Origin of the sequence: Streptacidiphilus sp. EB103A, from assembly GCF_041261405.1 — a bacterium.
Taxonomy (GTDB): Bacteria; Actinomycetota; Actinomycetes; order Streptomycetales; family Streptomycetaceae; genus Streptacidiphilus.
In genome coordinates this window covers 478,694-495,097 of sequence record NZ_JBGCAQ010000001.1, presented here as the reverse complement: position 1 = coordinate 495,097, position 16,404 = coordinate 478,694, and the positions used below count along the sequence as shown (strand labels likewise).

Genomic DNA, 16,404 nt, shown 5'->3' with positions numbered 1-16,404 from the left:
GCCCTACCGTCCGAACATCCTACGTATGATTCACAGAAGGCACACAAAATGGTGCATACCGGCAGCAGCCCCTGATCGAGCCCCCGACCCCAGCGGAGAGTCACCCCGGCATGGAGTCCCAGCCCCAGCAGGAGCCCCAGCAGTGGGCAACCGTCGACCCGACCGAACCCCGTCTCGCCGTCGCCGCCCGCGCCGCCCGCGCCGGCGCCTACGAGTGGGACCTGGTCACCGGTGACATCCTCTGGGACGACGCCGCCTGCCGGATGGTCGGCACGGCCCCCGACGCGTTCGGGGGCCGTGCCGAGGCGTTCTTCGCCGCCCTGCACCCCGACGACGCCACCCGGCTCGCCGCCGCCACCGCCGAGGTCATCGAACGCGGGGGCACCTACCGCAACCGCTACGCGGTCGTCCACGCCGACGGCAGCGTCCGGCAGCTGGAGGAGCGCGGCGAGGTGCTGATCGGCCCGGACGGACGTCCGGACCGGGTCACCGGGCTGCTGCTGGACCGCACCGACGAGACCGGCGACCCCGGCCGACCGCTCTCACCCACCCCGGTGGTCCGACCGCGCACCCCCTGGTTCCGCAGCGCGCTGCCCTGGCGCGGCGGCAGCACCCCCGCGAGCTCCGCCGACTCCTTCCTGCTCACCCTCACCCGGGCGCTGTCCAGGGCGGCCAGCGTCGCCGAGGTGACCCGGGTCATGACCGACATCGCCCGTCCCGCGCTGAACGCGGACCACCTGCTCATCGAGGCCGACGCAGACAACCCGGAGCACCCCTGCGTCGTCGTCGGCGCCGCCGCGACCGAGGCGATGCGCCGCGCGGTCCAGGACGAGGAGCCGCTGTTCCTGGAGGGAGCCGCCGTACCCCCCGACGACGGCGGGCCCGCCGTCGTCCGCTCCTGGGCGGTGCTCCCGCTCACCGGCGCCGACGACGGCCGTGGCGCCTGCCTGTTCGACTTCGCCGGAGCCAGGACCTTCGACGACGGGCAGCGGACCCTGTTCACCGCCGTCGCCGGCATCCTCGCCCACGCGCTGGCCCGGGCCCGGCTCTTCGACCGCGAGCACCAGTGGGCGGCCGAGCTCCAGCGCGCCATGCTGCCGCGCGGAGTCCCGTCCGTCCCCGGCCACGCCACCGCCGTGCGCTACCTGCCCGGCACCACCGGGATGGCCGTCGGCGGCGACTGGTACGACGTGCTGCCGCTGCCGGACGGCCGGGTGGGCCTGGTCGTCGGCGACGTCCAGGGCCACAGCGTGGAGGCCTCCGCCGTGATGGGCCAGCTGCGGATCGCGCTGCGCGCCTACGCCGCCGAGGGCCACTCCCCCGGCACCGTCCTGGCCCGCACCGGACGGCTCCTCGCCGACCTGGACACCGACCTCTTCGCCACCTGCTGCTACCTCTCGCTGGACCCGGCCACCGGCGCGATCGAGGCAGCCAGGGCCGGCCACCCGCTCCCGGTCCGGATAGCCGGCGGCCCCGGCGCCGCCCCCGACACCGGCGACCTCGGCACTGGCGACCTCGGCACGGCCGTCGAGCTGGACCTGCCCGGCGGCCCGCCGCTCGGCGTGGACCCCCAGGCGCGCTACCCCGAGACGACCACCGTCCTGGCCCCCGGTGAGACCCTCCTCCTCTACACCGACGGCCTGATCGAATGCCGGGGCGAGTCCATCGACACCTCGCTGGACCGCCTGCTGGCCACCGTCACCGACTGGACCCGCGACGCGGCCCCCACCACCGACCCGGACCCGGACTCCGACCTGAACCTGGCCCTGGACCCGCTGGAACGCCTCGCCGACCACCTGGTCCGCCCCTGCCAGGCACAGAGCCCCCGCGCGGACGACGTCGCCGTCTTCCTCCTGCAGCGACGTTCATAACACGCGGATCCGGGAAGACACAGTCGGCGAGCAGATGACGGCGGCGCCGCGGCCCGGAACCACCCGCGCCCGGCCCGACGTCGTCAACACTGCCGGGAAACCACGACCTGACGATACGTGAGCGGAGCTGGCGCGTGAGTCGAACCAGGAACGGCATAGGCATAACCCTGCTGGCGGGCGTGGTACTCGCCGGAGCGGTCGCCTGCAGCGGCAAGTCGCCCCAGGCACAGTCCTCCAGCCCGATCGGCACCGCCAAGAGCGGTGGCCCAAGCGGCAGTTCATCGCCAAGCGCCAGCCCATCCCCCTCCGGCCCACCCATGGAGGTGGACTCGATCACCCCGGCCGTCGGCGCCACCGTCGGGGTGGCCATGCCGATCTCGATCGTCTTCACCAAGCCCGTCGCCGTCACCGCCCGCAAGGCGATCGAGCAGCACCTCGGCGTCACCACGTCCACCCCGGTCAGCGGCGCCTGGCACTGGTTCAGCGACCGCCGGGTCGACTGGCGGCCGCAGAGCTTCTGGAAGACCGGCACCGCCGTCACCGTGAAGGCCGACTTCACCGGAGTGCCCGACGGCAACGGCGACTTCGGCACCCATGCCTACACCCACAGCTTCACCATCGGCGCCGACGTCGAGACCACCATCTCGGCGACCGGCCACTCCATGCAGGTCACCAACGCCGGCACGGTCGTCCGGAAGCTGGCCATCGACGCCGGCAGCGCCAGCTTCCCGTCCTGGGACGGCACCATGGCGGTCATCGACAAGTCCAAGAACGTCCACATGACCTCCTGCAGCGCCGGCATCACCTGCAACAAGAGCAGTCCCGACTTCTACGACGAGAACCTCCCCTGGGACGTCCACCTCACCTTCTCCGGCACCTACGTCCACTACTCCGGCGCCGACCCCAACCCCGGCCACAGCTTCGGCTCCCACGGCTGCGTCCATCTCTCCCTGGCGGACGCCATCTGGTTCTACGACTACTCCAAGCAGGGCGACCCCATCACCATCACCGGCTCCCGCCGCGGCAAGGCCGACGGCGACAACGGCTACGCCGACTACGACCTCACCTGGCCCCAATGGCTCGCCACCAGCGCAACCGGCGCCGCAACCACCAAGACGGCCTGACGCCGCGGTAGCGCCCGCGCCCCGGTGAAGCGGGTCCGCTCCGGCACGGAACGTTCCGCGGTGGGCGGGGGCGGCGCCCCACGCATGCAACGGCAGCGTGTGGTGGGGCGTGTTGGCCGCCGTCTCCCGGGCTCGCGCCCGGAATGATGCGGCTCCGCCGCGCGACAAGGGCCGGGGGCGGCCCGGGTCCGGCGCGGAGCGCTCGCCCGGGGCGCGGGGCGGGGGGCGGGGGGCGGGGCCTTTCACGCCCACCATTGCGGGGGTTGGGGAAGTCCAGCCTCGCCTTGGGGAGTGCTGGACTCGCTCAGCGAGCCGGATTCACCCCAGGATGAGCCCGGACTTCCCCAACAACCCCATCCGTGGGCCATTCGAGCGGTTTGGCCGGCTGCTGGGGGGAGTTACACCCACGCTGGGTGCCGTAGCAACCATATATGGGTGTAATTCACCCCAGCGTGGTTGTAACTCCCCCCAGCACGGGCAATCCGGCCTGGAGAAACGTTTCTGCAGCCCCGGCACCGGCGCGCACCCGGCAACGCACGCCCCACCACCCGCCCCGCTCCTCGTGGTTGCCGCGAGGCGGAGCCGAGCCACCCCAGCCCGGGACCGACCATCGCGCCCCACGGAGGCGACGGAGGACCACCGGGAGCAAACGCGCACGTCAGAGACGGGGGCGGGACCGGGGCTCGGCCGCGAAACGGACCCCGCCGCAGCGACGGCGACGCCCCGCCTCCCCCGCCCTGTCAGCACCCCCAGCCACGCGGTGTAGCCTCACGCGCGAACCGGGGCGGGGGTGCCCGAGGTCTGCCGAGGAGGAGGATGTGATGGCGGAACAACAGTTGCTGCCCGACGGGGTGCAGCGCACCGCCGTCGGGGTGGCCCGGGTACGGGCGGCGGAGAGTCGACGCGAAGACCGGCTGTTCGAGGATCCGTACGCCAAGGCGTTCGTGCGGGCCGCGACCGGGTCTCGGTCGCAGGCGGAGTACGCGGCGCCGATGGAGCGCAGCGCTGCCGGGGCCGCGCTGGCTGCGCGGATCGTGCTGCGGACCCGGTTCTTCGACGACTACCTGCTGCAAGCGACCGCGGCGGGCTGCCGTCAGGTGGTACTGCTGGCAGCAGGGCTGGACAGCCGGGCGTTCCGGCTGGCCTGGCCCGAAGGGACCCGGGTGTTCGAGCTGGACCTGCCGCCCGTGATCGCCTTCAAGGAGCGGGTGCTGCGCGAGGAGGGCGCCGTACCGGCCTGCGAACGCTCGGTGCTTGCCGCCGACCTGCGCGAAGACTGGCCCCAGGCGCTCAAGAACGCCGGATTCGACCCGACGGCGCGGACCGCCTGGCTGATCGAGGGACTGCTGGTCTACCTGGAGGCTGAGCAGGCCGACACTATGCTCTCCACCGTGACCGAACTCTCCGCCGCAGGCAGCAGGCTCTCGCTGAGCGAAGGCCGCACTTCGCCGCGACCGATCTCCGACCACGGCGCAGACGAGCGCTTCCGGGCCCTGACCGACCTGTGGAAGGGCGGCCTGGGCGAGCCTGCGGCCGACTGGCTCGCCCGCCATGACTGGCAGGTGACCGTCCACGGCAAGGACGAACTGGAGCAAGCCTACGGCCGTCCCGTACCGGACACCCTCAGCGAGGGATTCCTGGTCGCCGAGCGCGGCCGTCCTGGCTAGGGTGCAGCAGATGACGATCTCTCATGATGTGGCCGGTGAAGGCCCTGCCGTGGTGCTGCTGCACTCCTCGGTGTGCGACCGCCGGATGTGGGAGCCGCAGTGGCGGCCCCTGGTCGAGGCCGGGTACCGGGTGGTCCGCTGCGACTTCCGGGGTTTCGGCGACACTCCGATGGCGGATCGCCCCTACAGCGACGCCGAGGATGTTGCTGAACTGCTGGGCACCCTCGGGATCGGTCCCGCCGTTCTGGTCGGCTCCTCGTACGGCGGGACCGTCGCCCTGGAGACTGCCGCCAGGCGGCCGGAACTGGTCGGCGCGCTGGTGCTGCTGTGCTCGGGCAGCCCGGGGCACGAGCCCAGCGACGCGCTGCGGTCCATCGGCGGGCAGGAGGACGCACTGCTCGCCGCCGGGGACATCACTGGCGCCGTCGAGCTGATGGTGGACACCTGGCTGGGCCCCGAGGCCGACGACGCGGCCCGCAACCAGCTCCGCCGGATGCAACGGCATGCCTTCGAAGTGCAGTCGACGGCCGACGCCGAGGAGTTCTGGCAGCCCGCGAGCGGAGTGGACCTGGCCCGGATCGAGGTCCCCTGCCTGGCCGTGTCCGGCCGGTACGACGTGGTCGACTTCCGCGAGATCGCAGCCCGGCTGCCCGAGCAGCTCACGTACGCCCGCCACCTGGAGCTCCCCTGGGCCGGCCACCTGCCTGGTCTGGAACGCCCGGATACGGTGAGCGCCCTGCTGACGGAGTTCCTGCGCGGACTCCGTCCCGCCACACATGGCTGAGCTGATCGAGACCTACACCAATGCTGAAGGACTGACGGGCTGACGGGCTGACGGGCTGACGGGCCATGCCGACTGCCCCACCATGAGTACATGCTCGATCACGTCTCAATCCAATGTGCCGACATCAAGGCCGGCATCGCGTTCTACGACACCGTGCTGGCGACGCTGGGCGGCTCCCGGTTGATGGACTTCGGGGAGGTCGTCGGCTACGGCAGCGGCTCCGGCAGCAATGCGATCCCGGACTTCTGGGTGGGGGCCCAGTCCACCGGTGAGGGCTTCCGCGAGTCGCACATCGCCTTCAGGGCCCCCGACCGCGCGTCGGTCACCGCATTCTTCGACGCCGCCGTCGCGGCCGGCGCCGAGGTGCTGCACGAGCCCCGGCTGTGGCGCGAGTACCACGAGAACTACTTCGGGGCCTTCGTCCGCGACCCTGACGGGAACAACGTGGAGGCCGTCTGCCATCGCCCGGAGTGACTTTCCGACATATCCAGTTGTCTTGACAAGAATATTTGTCGGTGCGACCCTGGAAGCATGCTTGATATAGCCGTGATCGACGACGCCGCGGCAGCGGCGTCGTCGCTCGATCCGATCAGGAGCCGCCTGCTGGCCGAACTGGCCGAGCCGGCCTCGGCGACAATGCTGGCCGCCCGGGTCGGACTGGCCCGGCAGAAGGTCAACTACCACCTGCGCGAGCTGGAGCTGCACGGGCTGGTGGAACTGGTCGAGGAACGCCGCAAGGGAAATGTCACCGAGCGGATGCTGCAGGCCACCGCCGCCTCCTATGTCATCTCGCCCCAGGCGCTGAGCGTGATGCAACCCGATCCCGACCGCTCCCCCGACCGGCTCTCCGGACGCTGGCTGCTGGCGCTGGCCGCACGAATGGTGCGCGAGGTGGGCGAACTGCTCACCGGCGCCTCCCGGGCCGGGAGGCCGCTGGCGACCTTCGCCATCGACACCGAGGTGCGCTTCGCCAGCGCCGCCGACCGGGCCGCCTTCGCCGAGGAGCTCTCCGGCGCGGTCACCGCACTGGTCGGCAGGTACCACGACGAGAGCGCTCCGGGCGGACGCAGCCACCGTTTCGTGGTCGCCGTCCATCCGAGCGCCGACAACCAGCCCATGAAGGAGGCCTGACCATGGGTCATGACTATGTGATCCGTCATCAGGCCGAGGTCCCGGCCGAACCGGAGCAGGTCTGGGAGGCTATCGCCTCGGGTCCCGGCATGGACTCGTGGTTCATGGGGAGCAACGAGGTCGAGCCCGAGCCGGGCGGGCTGGTCCGCACCCACACCAGGCGAGGTCCGCTTGACTCGACGGTGACCCGCTGGAACCCGCCGCGGCTGCTGGAGCACCGCAGCGCGACCGCGCCCGACGGTCGCTTCCTCGCCTATGAGTTCCTGGTCGAGGGGCGGGACGGCGGAAGCACCGTGCTACGGCTGGCGACCAGCGGATTCCTGCCCGGCGACGACTGGGAGGGTGAGTTCGAGGCGATGGGCGAGGGCATCACGCTGTTCTTTGGCACCCTGGTCGAGTACCTCACCCACTTCCCGGGCCGCACCGCCCGCCCGCTCACCCTCTTCGGCGGGCCGGACCTGCAGTGGTCCGGGGCCCGGGCGCGGCTCCTCCAGGAGTTCGGCCTTCGTGCCCCGGTTCGCCCGGGTGCGGTGACATCCGCGGCTTCCCCGAACTTCCCGGCCCGCACCGGAACCCTCTACCACGCCGAGCCCGCCGCATTGGCGGTGCGCACCGACGAGGGCCTGTTCCGCTTCCTGCGCCTGTTCCCCGAGAACGGCGTCATGCTGGCGCACCACCTGTTCGACCCTGCCGTCGACCTGGACCGGACCACCGCCGAGTGGCGTTCCTGGCTCGACACCGTCAACGATCGAACCATCTCCAGGGAGTCGTCATGACCTCCACCGACAAAACCGACAAGACCACCACCACCACCGCCACCGCCATCTCCAAGGACGGCACCGTCATCGCCTACGAGCGGACCGGCAGCGGCCCGGCCGTGATCCTGGTCGACGGCGCCCTCTGCTACCGCGGGTCGGGGCCGGCCCGTCCACTGGCCGCCGCGCTCGCCGGGCACTTCACCGTCTACACCTACGACCGGCGCGGCCGGGGCGAGAGCGGCAACACCCTCCCCTACGCGGTCGACCGCGAGGTCGAGGACCTCGCCGCCGTCCTGGAGGCGGCCGGGGGCACTGCCCATCTGTACGGGATCTCCTCCGGCGCGGCCCTGTCCCTGGAGGCGGCGAACGTCCTGTCAGGCTTCGTCTCGCTGGCGCTCTACGAGTTCCCGACGGCTGTGGACAGCAGCGGCCCGGTGCGTCCGGCCGACTACATCCCGACCATGGACGCCCTGATCGCGGCGGACAAGCGCGGTGCCACCCTGAAGATGTTCATGCGCACCGTCGGCGTACCGACGCCCGTCCTGCTGGTGATGCAACTGCTGCCGGTGTGGTCGAAGTTGAAGCGGGTGGCGCACACCTTGCCGTACGACATGAGGGTGCTCGGCGACACCGGTTCGGGCCGTCCGCTGCCGACCGACCGCTGGACCTCGGCAACGCTGCCGACGCTGGCCATGGACGGTGGCAAGAGCCCGCAGTCAATGCGCGACGGAATGCGCCAACTGGCCGACATCCTGCCGGACTCCGACTACCGGACCCTGCCGGGGCAGACGCACATGCTCAAGCCGGACGCGGTCGCGCCGGTGCTGACGGAGTTCTTCCAATCGCACCAGCGCTGACCCGGCACCGTGCACTCGGGACCCGCCGGCCGGCTGCGGATCGGCCGGCGGGTCCAGCAGCACATTCCGGACGGTGCGTCAGTTGTCGCCCCCAGTACCGGTTCCGGTACGCAGCGAATCGACCACGTCCGCCGCGGAGACCGGCTCATCGCCGACCGGGGAGGGCAGTTCGTGCTCCGCCGGCGCCCCGGCCCCCGGCGCCCCCGCCCTGACCGGCTTGACGCCGCCGGTGACCGCCGACGCCAGGGCCGCGATCAGGCAGGCCGCCAGGGCGAACCAGAACGCGACGCTGAGCCCGTCCTGGAAGGGCCCGGTGACCAGGTGCGGGAAGAAGCTGCGGCCGGTGAGATAGCCGGCCTTGTCCGCCGGGATCTGGTGCAGCACCGGGCCGAGCAACTGCTGCATCGGGTTGTAGCCCAGGAACGCCGCGAACAGCACGGCCAGCGGCGGCAGTTGCGAGATCGACTGCGCCGAGGCGCTCGGGACCCCCTGCGCGGTCAGCCCGCTGTACATCGCGGAGGGCAGGTTCTGCGACAGGCCGATCACGATCAGGCTGAAGAAGATGCCGATCGACAGCACCATCGCCGCGTTCTGGAAGGTCGCCGTCATGCCCGCGCCCACCCCGCGCTGGCGGCCCGGGATCGCGTTCATGATCTGCGCGCGGTTCGGGGACGCGAACAGCCCGGCCCCGAGCCCGTTCAGCACCAGGATCGCGGCGAAGGCCCAGTACGGGAAGTTCACCGGGAGCACCATCAGCAGCCCGAAGCTGAGCGCGTTGAGCAGCGCCCCGGCGACGGTGAAGATCCGCGAGCCGAAGCGGTCGGAGAGGATCCCGGAGATGGGCGCGGCGACCAGCAGACCCACCGTCATGGGGATCATGTAGATACCGGCCCACAGCGGGGTGTCCTGGAAGCTGTAGCCGTGCAGCGGGAGCCAGATGCCCTGGAGCCAGATGATCAGGATGAACTGCAGCCCGCCCCGCCCCAGCGCGGTCAGCAGGCTGGCCAGGTTGCCGGCGGTGAACGCCCGGATCCTGAACAGCGAGAGCCGGAACAGCGGGTCCTCGACCCGGGTCTCGATCCAGACGAACAGCAGCATCACGATCACGCCGCCGACCAGGGCGCCGATCACCCAGGGGTTGCCCCATCCGGTGGTGCTGCCGCCGTAGGGCTGGATGCCGTAGGTGATGCCGACCAGGATGGAGATCAGGCCGACGGCGAAGGTGAGGTTGCCCCACCAGTCGATGGTGGCGGGTTGGCGGGTGCCGGTGTCCTTGAGCTTGAGGTAGGCCCAGACGGTGCCGAAGATCCCGACCGGGACCGAGACCAGGAAGATCCAGCGCCAGCCGACCGGTCCGAGCACGCCGCCGAGGATCAGGCCGATGAAGCCGCCGGCGATACCGGCGATGACGTTGATGCCGAGCGCGGTGCCGCGCTGGTTGACCGGGAACGCGTCGGTGATGATCGCGGTGGAGTTGGCGAAGATCAGCGCGCTGCCGATGCCCTGGACGATGCGCCAGCCGATCAGCCACAGCGCCGCCTGGCTGCCACTGCCCCAGGTGAGGGAGAGCAGGATGGAGCAGACGGTGAACAGCAGGAAGCCCATGTTGTACATGCGGACCCGGCCGAACATGTCGCCGAGGCGGCCGAAGGAGACCACCAGCACCGCGGTGACCACCATGAAGCCCATCATCATCCACAACAGGTAGCTGGTGTTGTGGGGGTCCAGGGGGTTCAGCTTGATGCCGTCGAAGATATTGGGCAGGGCGATCAGCACGATCGACTGGTTGATCATCACCATCAGCATGCCGAGGGTGGTGTTGGACAGGGCGATCCACTTGTAGTGCGGGCCATCGCCGACCATGCGGAGAACTCCATTTCGGTGGTTGCTACCTACAACCTTCCCAGGCAGCGTATCGATTGTCACCTGATCGGATCAGTGCACCCCCACGAGTTGCAGCGTGCACGGGCACCCGCCGCTCCGGCGCACGCCGGATTTCTTCTCGGATTTCTTCCCCGGGGATGTAGAGAACCCCGGCCCGGCTCCGACTGGGGAGCAGGAGAGTGAGAACATTCGATCCGTCAGGGAGAACACCATGAAGTACATGCTGTTGATGCAGTTCAGCCAGGTCTCCGCCGGCTTCCCGTCCATGGACCAGTGGACGCAGGACGAGATCGCCGCGCACATCGCTTTCATGCGGGACGCGGACGAGGAGATCGCCGCCCGGGGCAAGCTGATCGACGGTCAGGGCCTCGCCACCCCCGACCAGGCCAGGATCGTCCGGGCCGGAGCGGACGGCGGCGCGGCGGTGATCACCGACGGCCCCTACCCGGAGACCAAGGAGTTCCTGGCCGGGTACTGGATCGTCGACTGCCCCACCGCCGACGCCGCCTACGACCTCGCCGCCTACCTCTCCACCGCCCCGGGCCCCGGCGGACGCCCGCTGAACATGCCGATCCACGTCCAGCCGGTGCTGGACTCGGCGCCGGTCAACGAGGGCTGAGGCATACGGATCGGCAGGCTCCTGGCCGCGTCGTCAGCGAGTCGCCGGCTGCCGGTCCTTCGGCGTCGTCGGGGTGAGGATGACCGAGGGGGTGCGGCGGGGGCCGGACCAGGCGGCGGGGACGGCGTCGATGTCGTAGGCGAGGCGGTAGGCGAGGTTCTCGTAGTTGACCCGCCAGCCGCGGAAGTGCGGCCAGGCCTCCTCGGGGCTGCGCTCCATCGGGAAGCCCTGATCGCGCATCCGGTCCACGCCCTGCAGGAAGGACGCGTAGTCGAGGTCGACCGGGTCCTCCGGCGTCGGGTCCGAGGTGTAGGCGATGCCCCGGACGTCGGCGAGATCGCGCAGGCAGACATAGCCGGCCCGCAAGGCCATCCGGGCCGGCGTCTGCGGCCGACGCGAGGGGTTGAAGGCCAGCTGCAGGGCGGCCGCGTCCAGGACGGACAGCATCGAGACCATCCAGTTGCGGGTGGCGCGGGCGGAGCGGAACTGGATCAGCACCGCATAGGTGGTGTGGCTCTCGTTGACCTGCGCGGCCCATCGCTCCCAGTTGCTGAACAGCTCGTCGAGCGAGTCCAGCAGTTCGGCCTGGGCGTAGCGGGCCAGGATCTCCGGCCCCCAGGGCGGGCTGCCGGAGCGTGACTGGAGCAGGGTCACCTCCGCCTCCCGGGCGGCGTAGGCGCTGTAGAGGGCGGGGAGGTAGCCGATCTGCAGGGCGATGACGATGGGGCCGGTGGCCGCCGCACAGAAGTCGACGGCGGTGAGCGCGCTGCGGTTGCTGCTGGCGAAGCCCAGGGTGAACAGCGAGGACCCGGCCTCGTCGATGGCCGCCTTGGCGCCGAGGTCGCTGACCGCGGCTTCGAGCAGGGCATAGCCGATCAGGAACGAGAACAGCCACAGCACCAGCGTGACCAGCAGCGACAGCGGTGCGACGGGCGCCAGCACCCTGTCCTTGCGCTCCACGCTGGAGCAGCGGTCGGCCACCAGCTGGAAGGGGACGAACAGTGCGGAGAGCACCACCCGGGTGAAGCCGGAGCTGGAGGGCCGGGGCATCACCAGGGTCCGCACCACCGACGAGAACACACCGAGGACGATGAGGACACCGATCACTCCGAGCAGGGGCCGCACGTGGTTTCCTTCCGTCCGCGCCGCAACACGGCGGCACCGGAGGTCACCCTACGCGGCCCCTGCGACGGATGCCGCTCCGTCGCCTCAGCCCAGCTGGACTCCGTGGGAGGCGAGCCAGCTGATCGGGTTGATGTCGGAGCCGTACTGCTCGGTGGTGTCGACCTCGAAGTGGAGGTGCGGGCCCGTCACATTGCCGGTGGCGCCCGAGAGACCGAGCTCGGTGCCGGCGGAGACGGTCTCCCCGACGTGGACGTCGATCTGCGAGAGGTGGGCATAGAGGCTGTAGCGGCCGTCGGCGTGTCGCACCACGACCATCCTCCCGTAGGCGCCGCCCCATTCCGCTTTCACCACGGTGCCCGCGCCGACCGCCTGGACCGTGGTGCCGACCGGGACGGCGAGGTCCACGCCGGTGTGGTGGCCGGCGGCCCAGGGTCCGGGGACGCCGTAGCCCTCGGAGATCACGTAGTGGGCGCTGATCGGTGCGACGAAGCCGCCGGCTGCGGGGGTGGCTTTGGCCGTGTGATGGACGACGCTGGTGGCGAAGGTGACCTCGGCGGCAGGCTTGGCGGTGCTGGCGGACCCTGTCCAGGTGAGGCGTTCGCCCGGAAGGATGAGGTTCGGGTCGCTGCCGACGACGGAGCGGTTGGCGGCGTAGAGGGCCTGCCAGCCACCGGTGAGGTGCAGGCTCTCGGCGATGCCGGACAGGGTCTCGCCGCTGCGGACCGTGTGCTCCTGGGTCTTTTTGGCAGCCGACGTGGTGGCGACGGGCTTCTTGGCCACCGGCTTGGCCACCGGCTGTTTCACCGCAGCCGGCTTCGCCGCGGGTTTCGCCGTCGCCGTCTTCGCCGTCTTCGCCGTCTTCGCCGCGATGGTCGTCGCCTGGGCGCCGTTGCTGCGGGTCAGTCCGGCCCGGACCGAGCAGACCGGCCAGGCGCCCGGCCCCTGGCCCTGCAGCACCCGCTGGGCGACGGTGATCTGCTCGGCCTCCGTCGCCCGGTTCGCGGTGCTCGCGTAGTGCTCGCCGCCGTAGGCCGCCCAGGTGGAGGCGGAGAACTGCAGCCCGCCGTAGTAGCCGTTGCCGGTGTTGATCTGCCAGTCGCCACCCGACTCGCAGGCGGCCACCTTGTCCCAGACCGAGGACGAGGCGGCATGTCCGGGTGCCGCCACGAGCACCGGGAGCGCGGCGCCGACGGCGGTCGCGCCTGCGGCCTTGGCCAGGGCGGTGCCTGCGCTGGTGGGCGGTTGCGGTCTGCGGTGACGTCCGTTCGAGGGGTTCATCCGTGGGCTCCTCACAGTGCTGACGGGTCAGTGGGACCGGGGGCCGGGTCTGCGACGGCGCGCAGGCCGCAGCCGCCGGCCGGTGATCGAGCTGAAGAGTTCGAGCGTCTCGGGTTCGTAGTCGAGGCATCCCAGAGCGTCGTTGACCTGGGCGAGCCGGGTGATGGTGGCGGCGACACGGTCGCCCATCCCGGAGGTGGCGTAGAGGCGGATCAGGCCGCGGTGCAGGATCTCGGCCTCGGGAACGGCCGCCAGCCCGCTGTGGAGTGCGGTCTCGCAGCCGGTGGGGTCGCCGGCCGCGAGACGGCGTTTGGCCAGCTCGTGGGAGGCGTCGATGATCGCCGAGACCATGTCCTGCCGGTACGGTTCGGCCCAGGGGTAGAGGTGGTGCGATCCGGCGAAGGGGCCGCCGCGCACCAGGTCCAGCGCGCGACGCAGCGCCGCGTCCTCGGCCGGGCCGCGGGCGTTCATGCCGTGCCGGTAGAGGTCCTGGAAATCGGTCCAGTCGCAGGTCACGGCCGGGTGCAAGCGTCTGGCGGCCGGGTCGAGATAGGGGGCACCGCCGGGGGCGACCCCCAGCCAGTCACGCAGCCGCGACAGCGCGGCGGTACGGATCTGCTGGGCCCTGCGGCCGACCGCGGCCGGTCGCTGGGCGGCGTAGGGGACGGGGTGGATCACCGCGTCCACAAGTCTGGGGTCGGGGTCCGGATGGGCCGCCAGCAGGGCGGCGAGGGCGGTCAGTTGGCTGGTGAGCGCGGGCTCGGCAAAGCCGGTGGTGCCGATCAGCCGCACCGGTCCGAGCAGCAGGATGCGCGGAGCCGGAGCCAGCGGCCAGCCGTCCTCGCCCAGGGGCGGTGGCCCCTCGTGCTGCTGCTCCTGACCGGGCGGCTCTTGTGCGTCCTGCGCGTCCTGCGCGTCCTGCGCGTCCTGCGCGTTCTGCGCGTCCGCGGCCCGATGCGCCCTCAGGCCGGTGCTCAGCGCCGGGATCAGCCCGCTGCGGTGGCGCGCGCCGGGCAGGTCCGGGTCGAGCAAGGGGACGGAGGTCGCCGAAGCGGGAGCACCGCCACCGGTGGCCCGGGAGCGGGTGGCCAGCACCGGGATGAGGAAGGGGTCGTCCCGGTCGGGTGCGGCCTCCGGGTCGTGGCCGGTCCAGTCCGGCGCCGGCTCGTCGGCGGGGCGTCGGCTGGTGGCCAGCAGGCTCAGCGCCGCCGCGTACTCGTCCTCCGTCAGCCGCTGCAGCTCGACGGCGAAGGGCAGCCCGTCGGGCGACCGGTGGTGGCCGGGACGGGCGTCGACGTGCAGCCCGGGGCCGGGCGTCCCCGGGGTGACCGCCGCGATGCAGCGGTGTTCCTCGCCGGACATGGCCCGTCCCAGCTCTGCCAGTTGACCCTCCGTCAGTCGACGGTCGGTGCAGAACAGGGTCGGCACCCAGAGCTCGGTGGCCACGCCCTGGGAGCGGGCCGCACGAGGATGGGTCACCTGACACTCCGTCAATGACGCTTCCATCGCTCTTCGGTGTTCGGCGAGGCCGGACAGGGCCTGGTCGACACTGTCGCAGACGGCCATCCGGTCGGCGCCGAAGGCCTCGTCGGCCCCGGTGGGCCCGGACCGGCCCGGACTGCCGACGGCGAACAGCCGCATCCGGTCCGCGAGCGGACTCGCCGCGAGCTCCGCCGCCAGGGCACGGCTGACGGCGGCGACCTCGTCCGGGCTGCCGTCCAGATGGAGCTGCCGCACGTTCTCCAGGTCCACCAGGACGTGCACGCCGTCGAGGGTCCGGCCGAGGGTGACCAGTGCCGGGTAGGGGGCCGGGACGTCGCGGGCCCGCTCGGGGGCGATCAGTTCGGCCTCGTCCGCGCGGCAGCGCCAGACCCGTCCGTCCCCGGAAGCCGCAAAGGGCGCGAGCGGCGGGGCCGGAGCCGGCAGGTGCAGATCGACGGTGCCGCCCGGGCGCAGGGTGACGGCGGTCAGCCGGGGCAGTTCGGCCCCGGTCTCCAGGCAGGTCATCCCGAGGGTGCGCAGCGTGCGGTCGAGCAGGTCCAGGCCGGTCGGGTCGGCCACGGCCCGGAGGAACGCCTCGTACTGCTGCTCCTCGACGCCCGGCATGGGGATGCGTCGGCGCGGGGGTCTGCGGCGCTGCTGACGCACGCGGTTGCGGACAAGCAGCCCCACCAGACCGGCGGCGAGGAGCGCGGCGGCGCCGAAGGCGGGCAGCCTGACCGGATCGCCGGTGTGCGGGGCGGCCGCCGGCGCGGTCGGCGCGGGGCCTCCGGAGGGCTGTGCCGGTGCCGCTGTCTCCTCGGGGACGGATCGGTGCGCGGCGGGGGCGGAGGGAGGGGCGGGGGGACGGGCGGGGATCGTCGAAGCCGGCGACGCGGCGGGGTGCGCAGGGGCCGTCCCCCCCGGGAGTCTGAGCTGCTCGCCGGGCTGGATCACATCCGGGTCGGCACCGACGACCTGCCGGTTGGCGGCATAGACGGACTCCCAGCCCCCGCCGACATGGTGCTCCTCGGCGATTCCGGTGAGCGTGTCGCCCTGCTGCACCGTCACCGTCACCGAAGCTGCAGGCATGGCCAGTTGCCAACCCGGCGAGAGCGGCGAGTCCACCTGGAAGACCGCTCCGGTCGCGTCCATCACCCGGCCCTGGTTGAGCCGGGCGATCTCCTGCCAGCGGTTGCCACTGCCGAGCCGGGCCTCGGCGATGGACCACAGCGTCTCGGCCGGGCGCACGGCCCGGACGGTGTGGACCGTGTAGGCGGTGGCTGCAGAAACGGTTCTTCCGGCGGCTCCGCTCGGCGCGAGAGCCGGCGGCGCCGTCGCCGAAACCGCCGCGACCGACGTCGGGAGCGCCGCCGCGAGGGCTCCCCCGGCCGGCAGCAGCGCGAACACCGCGCCGAGCAGCGCAGCGGCGGACCGCTGCGACCAGCCCAGCGCCGGGATCCGGCGCGGGACCCGCCCGCTGATCCGCGCCGCGAGTTCGACCAGGACGCCCAGCGCGAACGCCGCCCAGGCCAGCCAACCGATCGCGGCCAGCACCCAGACCAGCAGCTGCCCCTGGTCGGGGGCTCTCACCAGCGCGGCCGGCCCTCCCCCGGCGAACGGTCCGCCGTCCCGGGCCAGCGCCAGCGTCCCGTACAGCAGCGCCAGCGGCAGCCCTGCCAGCAGCGCCGGCAGCAGTACCAGCCCGGCGCAGCCGCGCACCAGCGCCGACCGCCATCCGGGCAGCGTGCCGTGCCGCCGCCGCATCGTCCGCCTGGCGGCGGATGCGGAGGCGGGAGCGGCGTCGCGCGACTGCGGGCCCATGGC

General features: G+C 71.9%; 13 protein-coding genes. 9 read left to right on the top strand and 4 right to left on the bottom strand.

Annotation, left to right across the window (positions count from 1 at the left end; all coding sequences use genetic code 11):
- Positions 1–110: 110 nt before the first annotated feature.
- From ABH941_RS02215 to ABH941_RS02180, 8 genes are all read left to right on the top strand, one after another.
- Positions 111–1,871 (top strand): SpoIIE family protein phosphatase, encoded by a 1,761-nt coding sequence (locus ABH941_RS02215; RefSeq protein ID WP_370126805.1) that lies wholly within the window; start codon positions 111–113, stop codon positions 1,869–1,871.
- A 134-nt stretch (positions 1,872–2,005) separates the two neighbouring features.
- Positions 2,006–2,995 (top strand): Ig-like domain-containing protein, encoded by a 990-nt coding sequence (locus ABH941_RS02210; RefSeq protein ID WP_370126804.1) that lies wholly within the window; start codon positions 2,006–2,008, stop codon positions 2,993–2,995.
- 821 nt (positions 2,996–3,816) lie between these two features.
- Complete coding sequence (locus tag ABH941_RS02205) at positions 3,817–4,662, top strand: class I SAM-dependent methyltransferase (protein WP_370126802.1); 846 nt, start codon at positions 3,817–3,819, stop codon at positions 4,660–4,662.
- Between the two features lie 10 nt (positions 4,663–4,672).
- Entirely contained in the window at positions 4,673–5,446 is a 774-nt protein-coding gene (locus ABH941_RS02200) for an alpha/beta fold hydrolase (RefSeq protein WP_370126801.1), read from the top strand.
- A gap of 90 nt (positions 5,447–5,536) precedes the next feature.
- A complete protein-coding gene (locus ABH941_RS02195; RefSeq protein ID WP_370126800.1) occupies positions 5,537–5,920 on the top strand; it encodes a VOC family protein in 384 nt (127 codons plus the stop codon).
- A gap of 57 nt (positions 5,921–5,977) precedes the next feature.
- Positions 5,978–6,577 carry an ArsR/SmtB family transcription factor gene (locus ABH941_RS02190; RefSeq protein ID WP_370126799.1) on the top strand — a complete coding sequence of 200 codons (600 nt, stop codon included), beginning with the start codon at positions 5,978–5,980 and terminating at the stop codon, positions 6,575–6,577.
- Between the two features lie 2 nt (positions 6,578–6,579).
- Positions 6,580–7,353 carry an SRPBCC domain-containing protein gene (locus ABH941_RS02185; protein WP_370126798.1) on the top strand — a complete coding sequence of 258 codons (774 nt, stop codon included), beginning with the start codon at positions 6,580–6,582 and terminating at the stop codon, positions 7,351–7,353.
- Positions 7,350–8,192: an alpha/beta fold hydrolase gene (locus ABH941_RS02180; protein WP_370126797.1), complete on the top strand. Its 843-nt coding sequence runs from the start codon at positions 7,350–7,352 to the stop codon at positions 8,190–8,192. The genes ABH941_RS02185 and ABH941_RS02180 overlap by 4 nt, the downstream gene beginning before the upstream one ends.
- Before the next feature lie 78 nt (positions 8,193–8,270).
- Here ABH941_RS02180 and ABH941_RS02175 read toward each other — a convergent pair whose 3' ends face one another.
- Positions 8,271–10,055 carry an MFS transporter gene (locus tag ABH941_RS02175; RefSeq protein WP_370126796.1) on the bottom strand — a complete coding sequence of 595 codons (1,785 nt, stop codon included), beginning with the start codon at positions 10,053–10,055 and terminating at the stop codon, positions 8,271–8,273.
- 232 nt (positions 10,056–10,287) lie between these two features.
- Here ABH941_RS02175 and ABH941_RS02170 point away from each other — a divergent pair, with 232 nt between their 5' ends.
- A complete protein-coding gene (locus tag ABH941_RS02170) occupies positions 10,288–10,695 on the top strand; it encodes a YciI family protein (RefSeq protein WP_370126795.1) in 408 nt (135 codons plus the stop codon).
- Positions 10,696–10,728: 33 nt separating this feature from the next.
- On the opposite strand, the gene ABH941_RS02165 is transcribed toward ABH941_RS02170, so the two are convergent.
- The 3 genes from ABH941_RS02165 to ABH941_RS02155 form a co-directional block, all read right to left on the bottom strand.
- A complete protein-coding gene (locus tag ABH941_RS02165) occupies positions 10,729–11,820 on the bottom strand; it encodes a hypothetical protein (RefSeq protein ID WP_370126794.1) in 1,092 nt (363 codons plus the stop codon).
- A gap of 84 nt (positions 11,821–11,904) precedes the next feature.
- Positions 11,905–13,098, bottom strand: coding sequence for a transglycosylase family protein (locus ABH941_RS02160; protein ID WP_370126793.1), 1,194 nt, complete (start codon positions 13,096–13,098; stop codon positions 11,905–11,907).
- A gap of 27 nt (positions 13,099–13,125) precedes the next feature.
- A complete protein-coding gene (locus ABH941_RS02155) occupies positions 13,126–16,401 on the bottom strand; it encodes a LysM peptidoglycan-binding domain-containing protein (RefSeq protein ID WP_370126792.1) in 3,276 nt (1,091 codons plus the stop codon).
- Positions 16,402–16,404: the final 3 nt, after the last annotated feature.

Bases quoted from the DNA above. Each gene is read 5' to 3' on its own strand.
- ABH941_RS02190 (WP_370126799.1), top strand. From the start codon at position 5,978: ATGCTTGATATAGCCGTGATCGACGACGCCGCGGCAGCGGCGTCGTCG.
- ABH941_RS02195 (WP_370126800.1), top strand. From the start codon at position 5,537: ATGCTCGATCACGTCTCAATCCAATGTGCCGACATCAAGGCCGGCATC.
- ABH941_RS02180 (WP_370126797.1), top strand. From the start codon at position 7,350: ATGACCTCCACCGACAAAACCGACAAGACCACCACCACCACCGCCACC.
- ABH941_RS02160 (WP_370126793.1), bottom strand. From the start codon at position 13,098: ATGAACCCCTCGAACGGACGTCACCGCAGACCGCAACCGCCCACCAGC.
- ABH941_RS02170 (WP_370126795.1), top strand. From the start codon at position 10,288: ATGAAGTACATGCTGTTGATGCAGTTCAGCCAGGTCTCCGCCGGCTTC.
- ABH941_RS02155 (WP_370126792.1), bottom strand. From the start codon at position 16,401: ATGGGCCCGCAGTCGCGCGACGCCGCTCCCGCCTCCGCATCCGCCGCC.
- ABH941_RS02205 (WP_370126802.1), top strand. From the start codon at position 3,817: ATGGCGGAACAACAGTTGCTGCCCGACGGGGTGCAGCGCACCGCCGTC.
- ABH941_RS02175 (WP_370126796.1), bottom strand. From the start codon at position 10,055: ATGGTCGGCGATGGCCCGCACTACAAGTGGATCGCCCTGTCCAACACC.
- ABH941_RS02185 (WP_370126798.1), top strand. From the start codon at position 6,580: ATGGGTCATGACTATGTGATCCGTCATCAGGCCGAGGTCCCGGCCGAA.
- ABH941_RS02200 (WP_370126801.1), top strand. From the start codon at position 4,673: ATGACGATCTCTCATGATGTGGCCGGTGAAGGCCCTGCCGTGGTGCTG.
- ABH941_RS02215 (WP_370126805.1), top strand. From the start codon at position 111: ATGGAGTCCCAGCCCCAGCAGGAGCCCCAGCAGTGGGCAACCGTCGAC.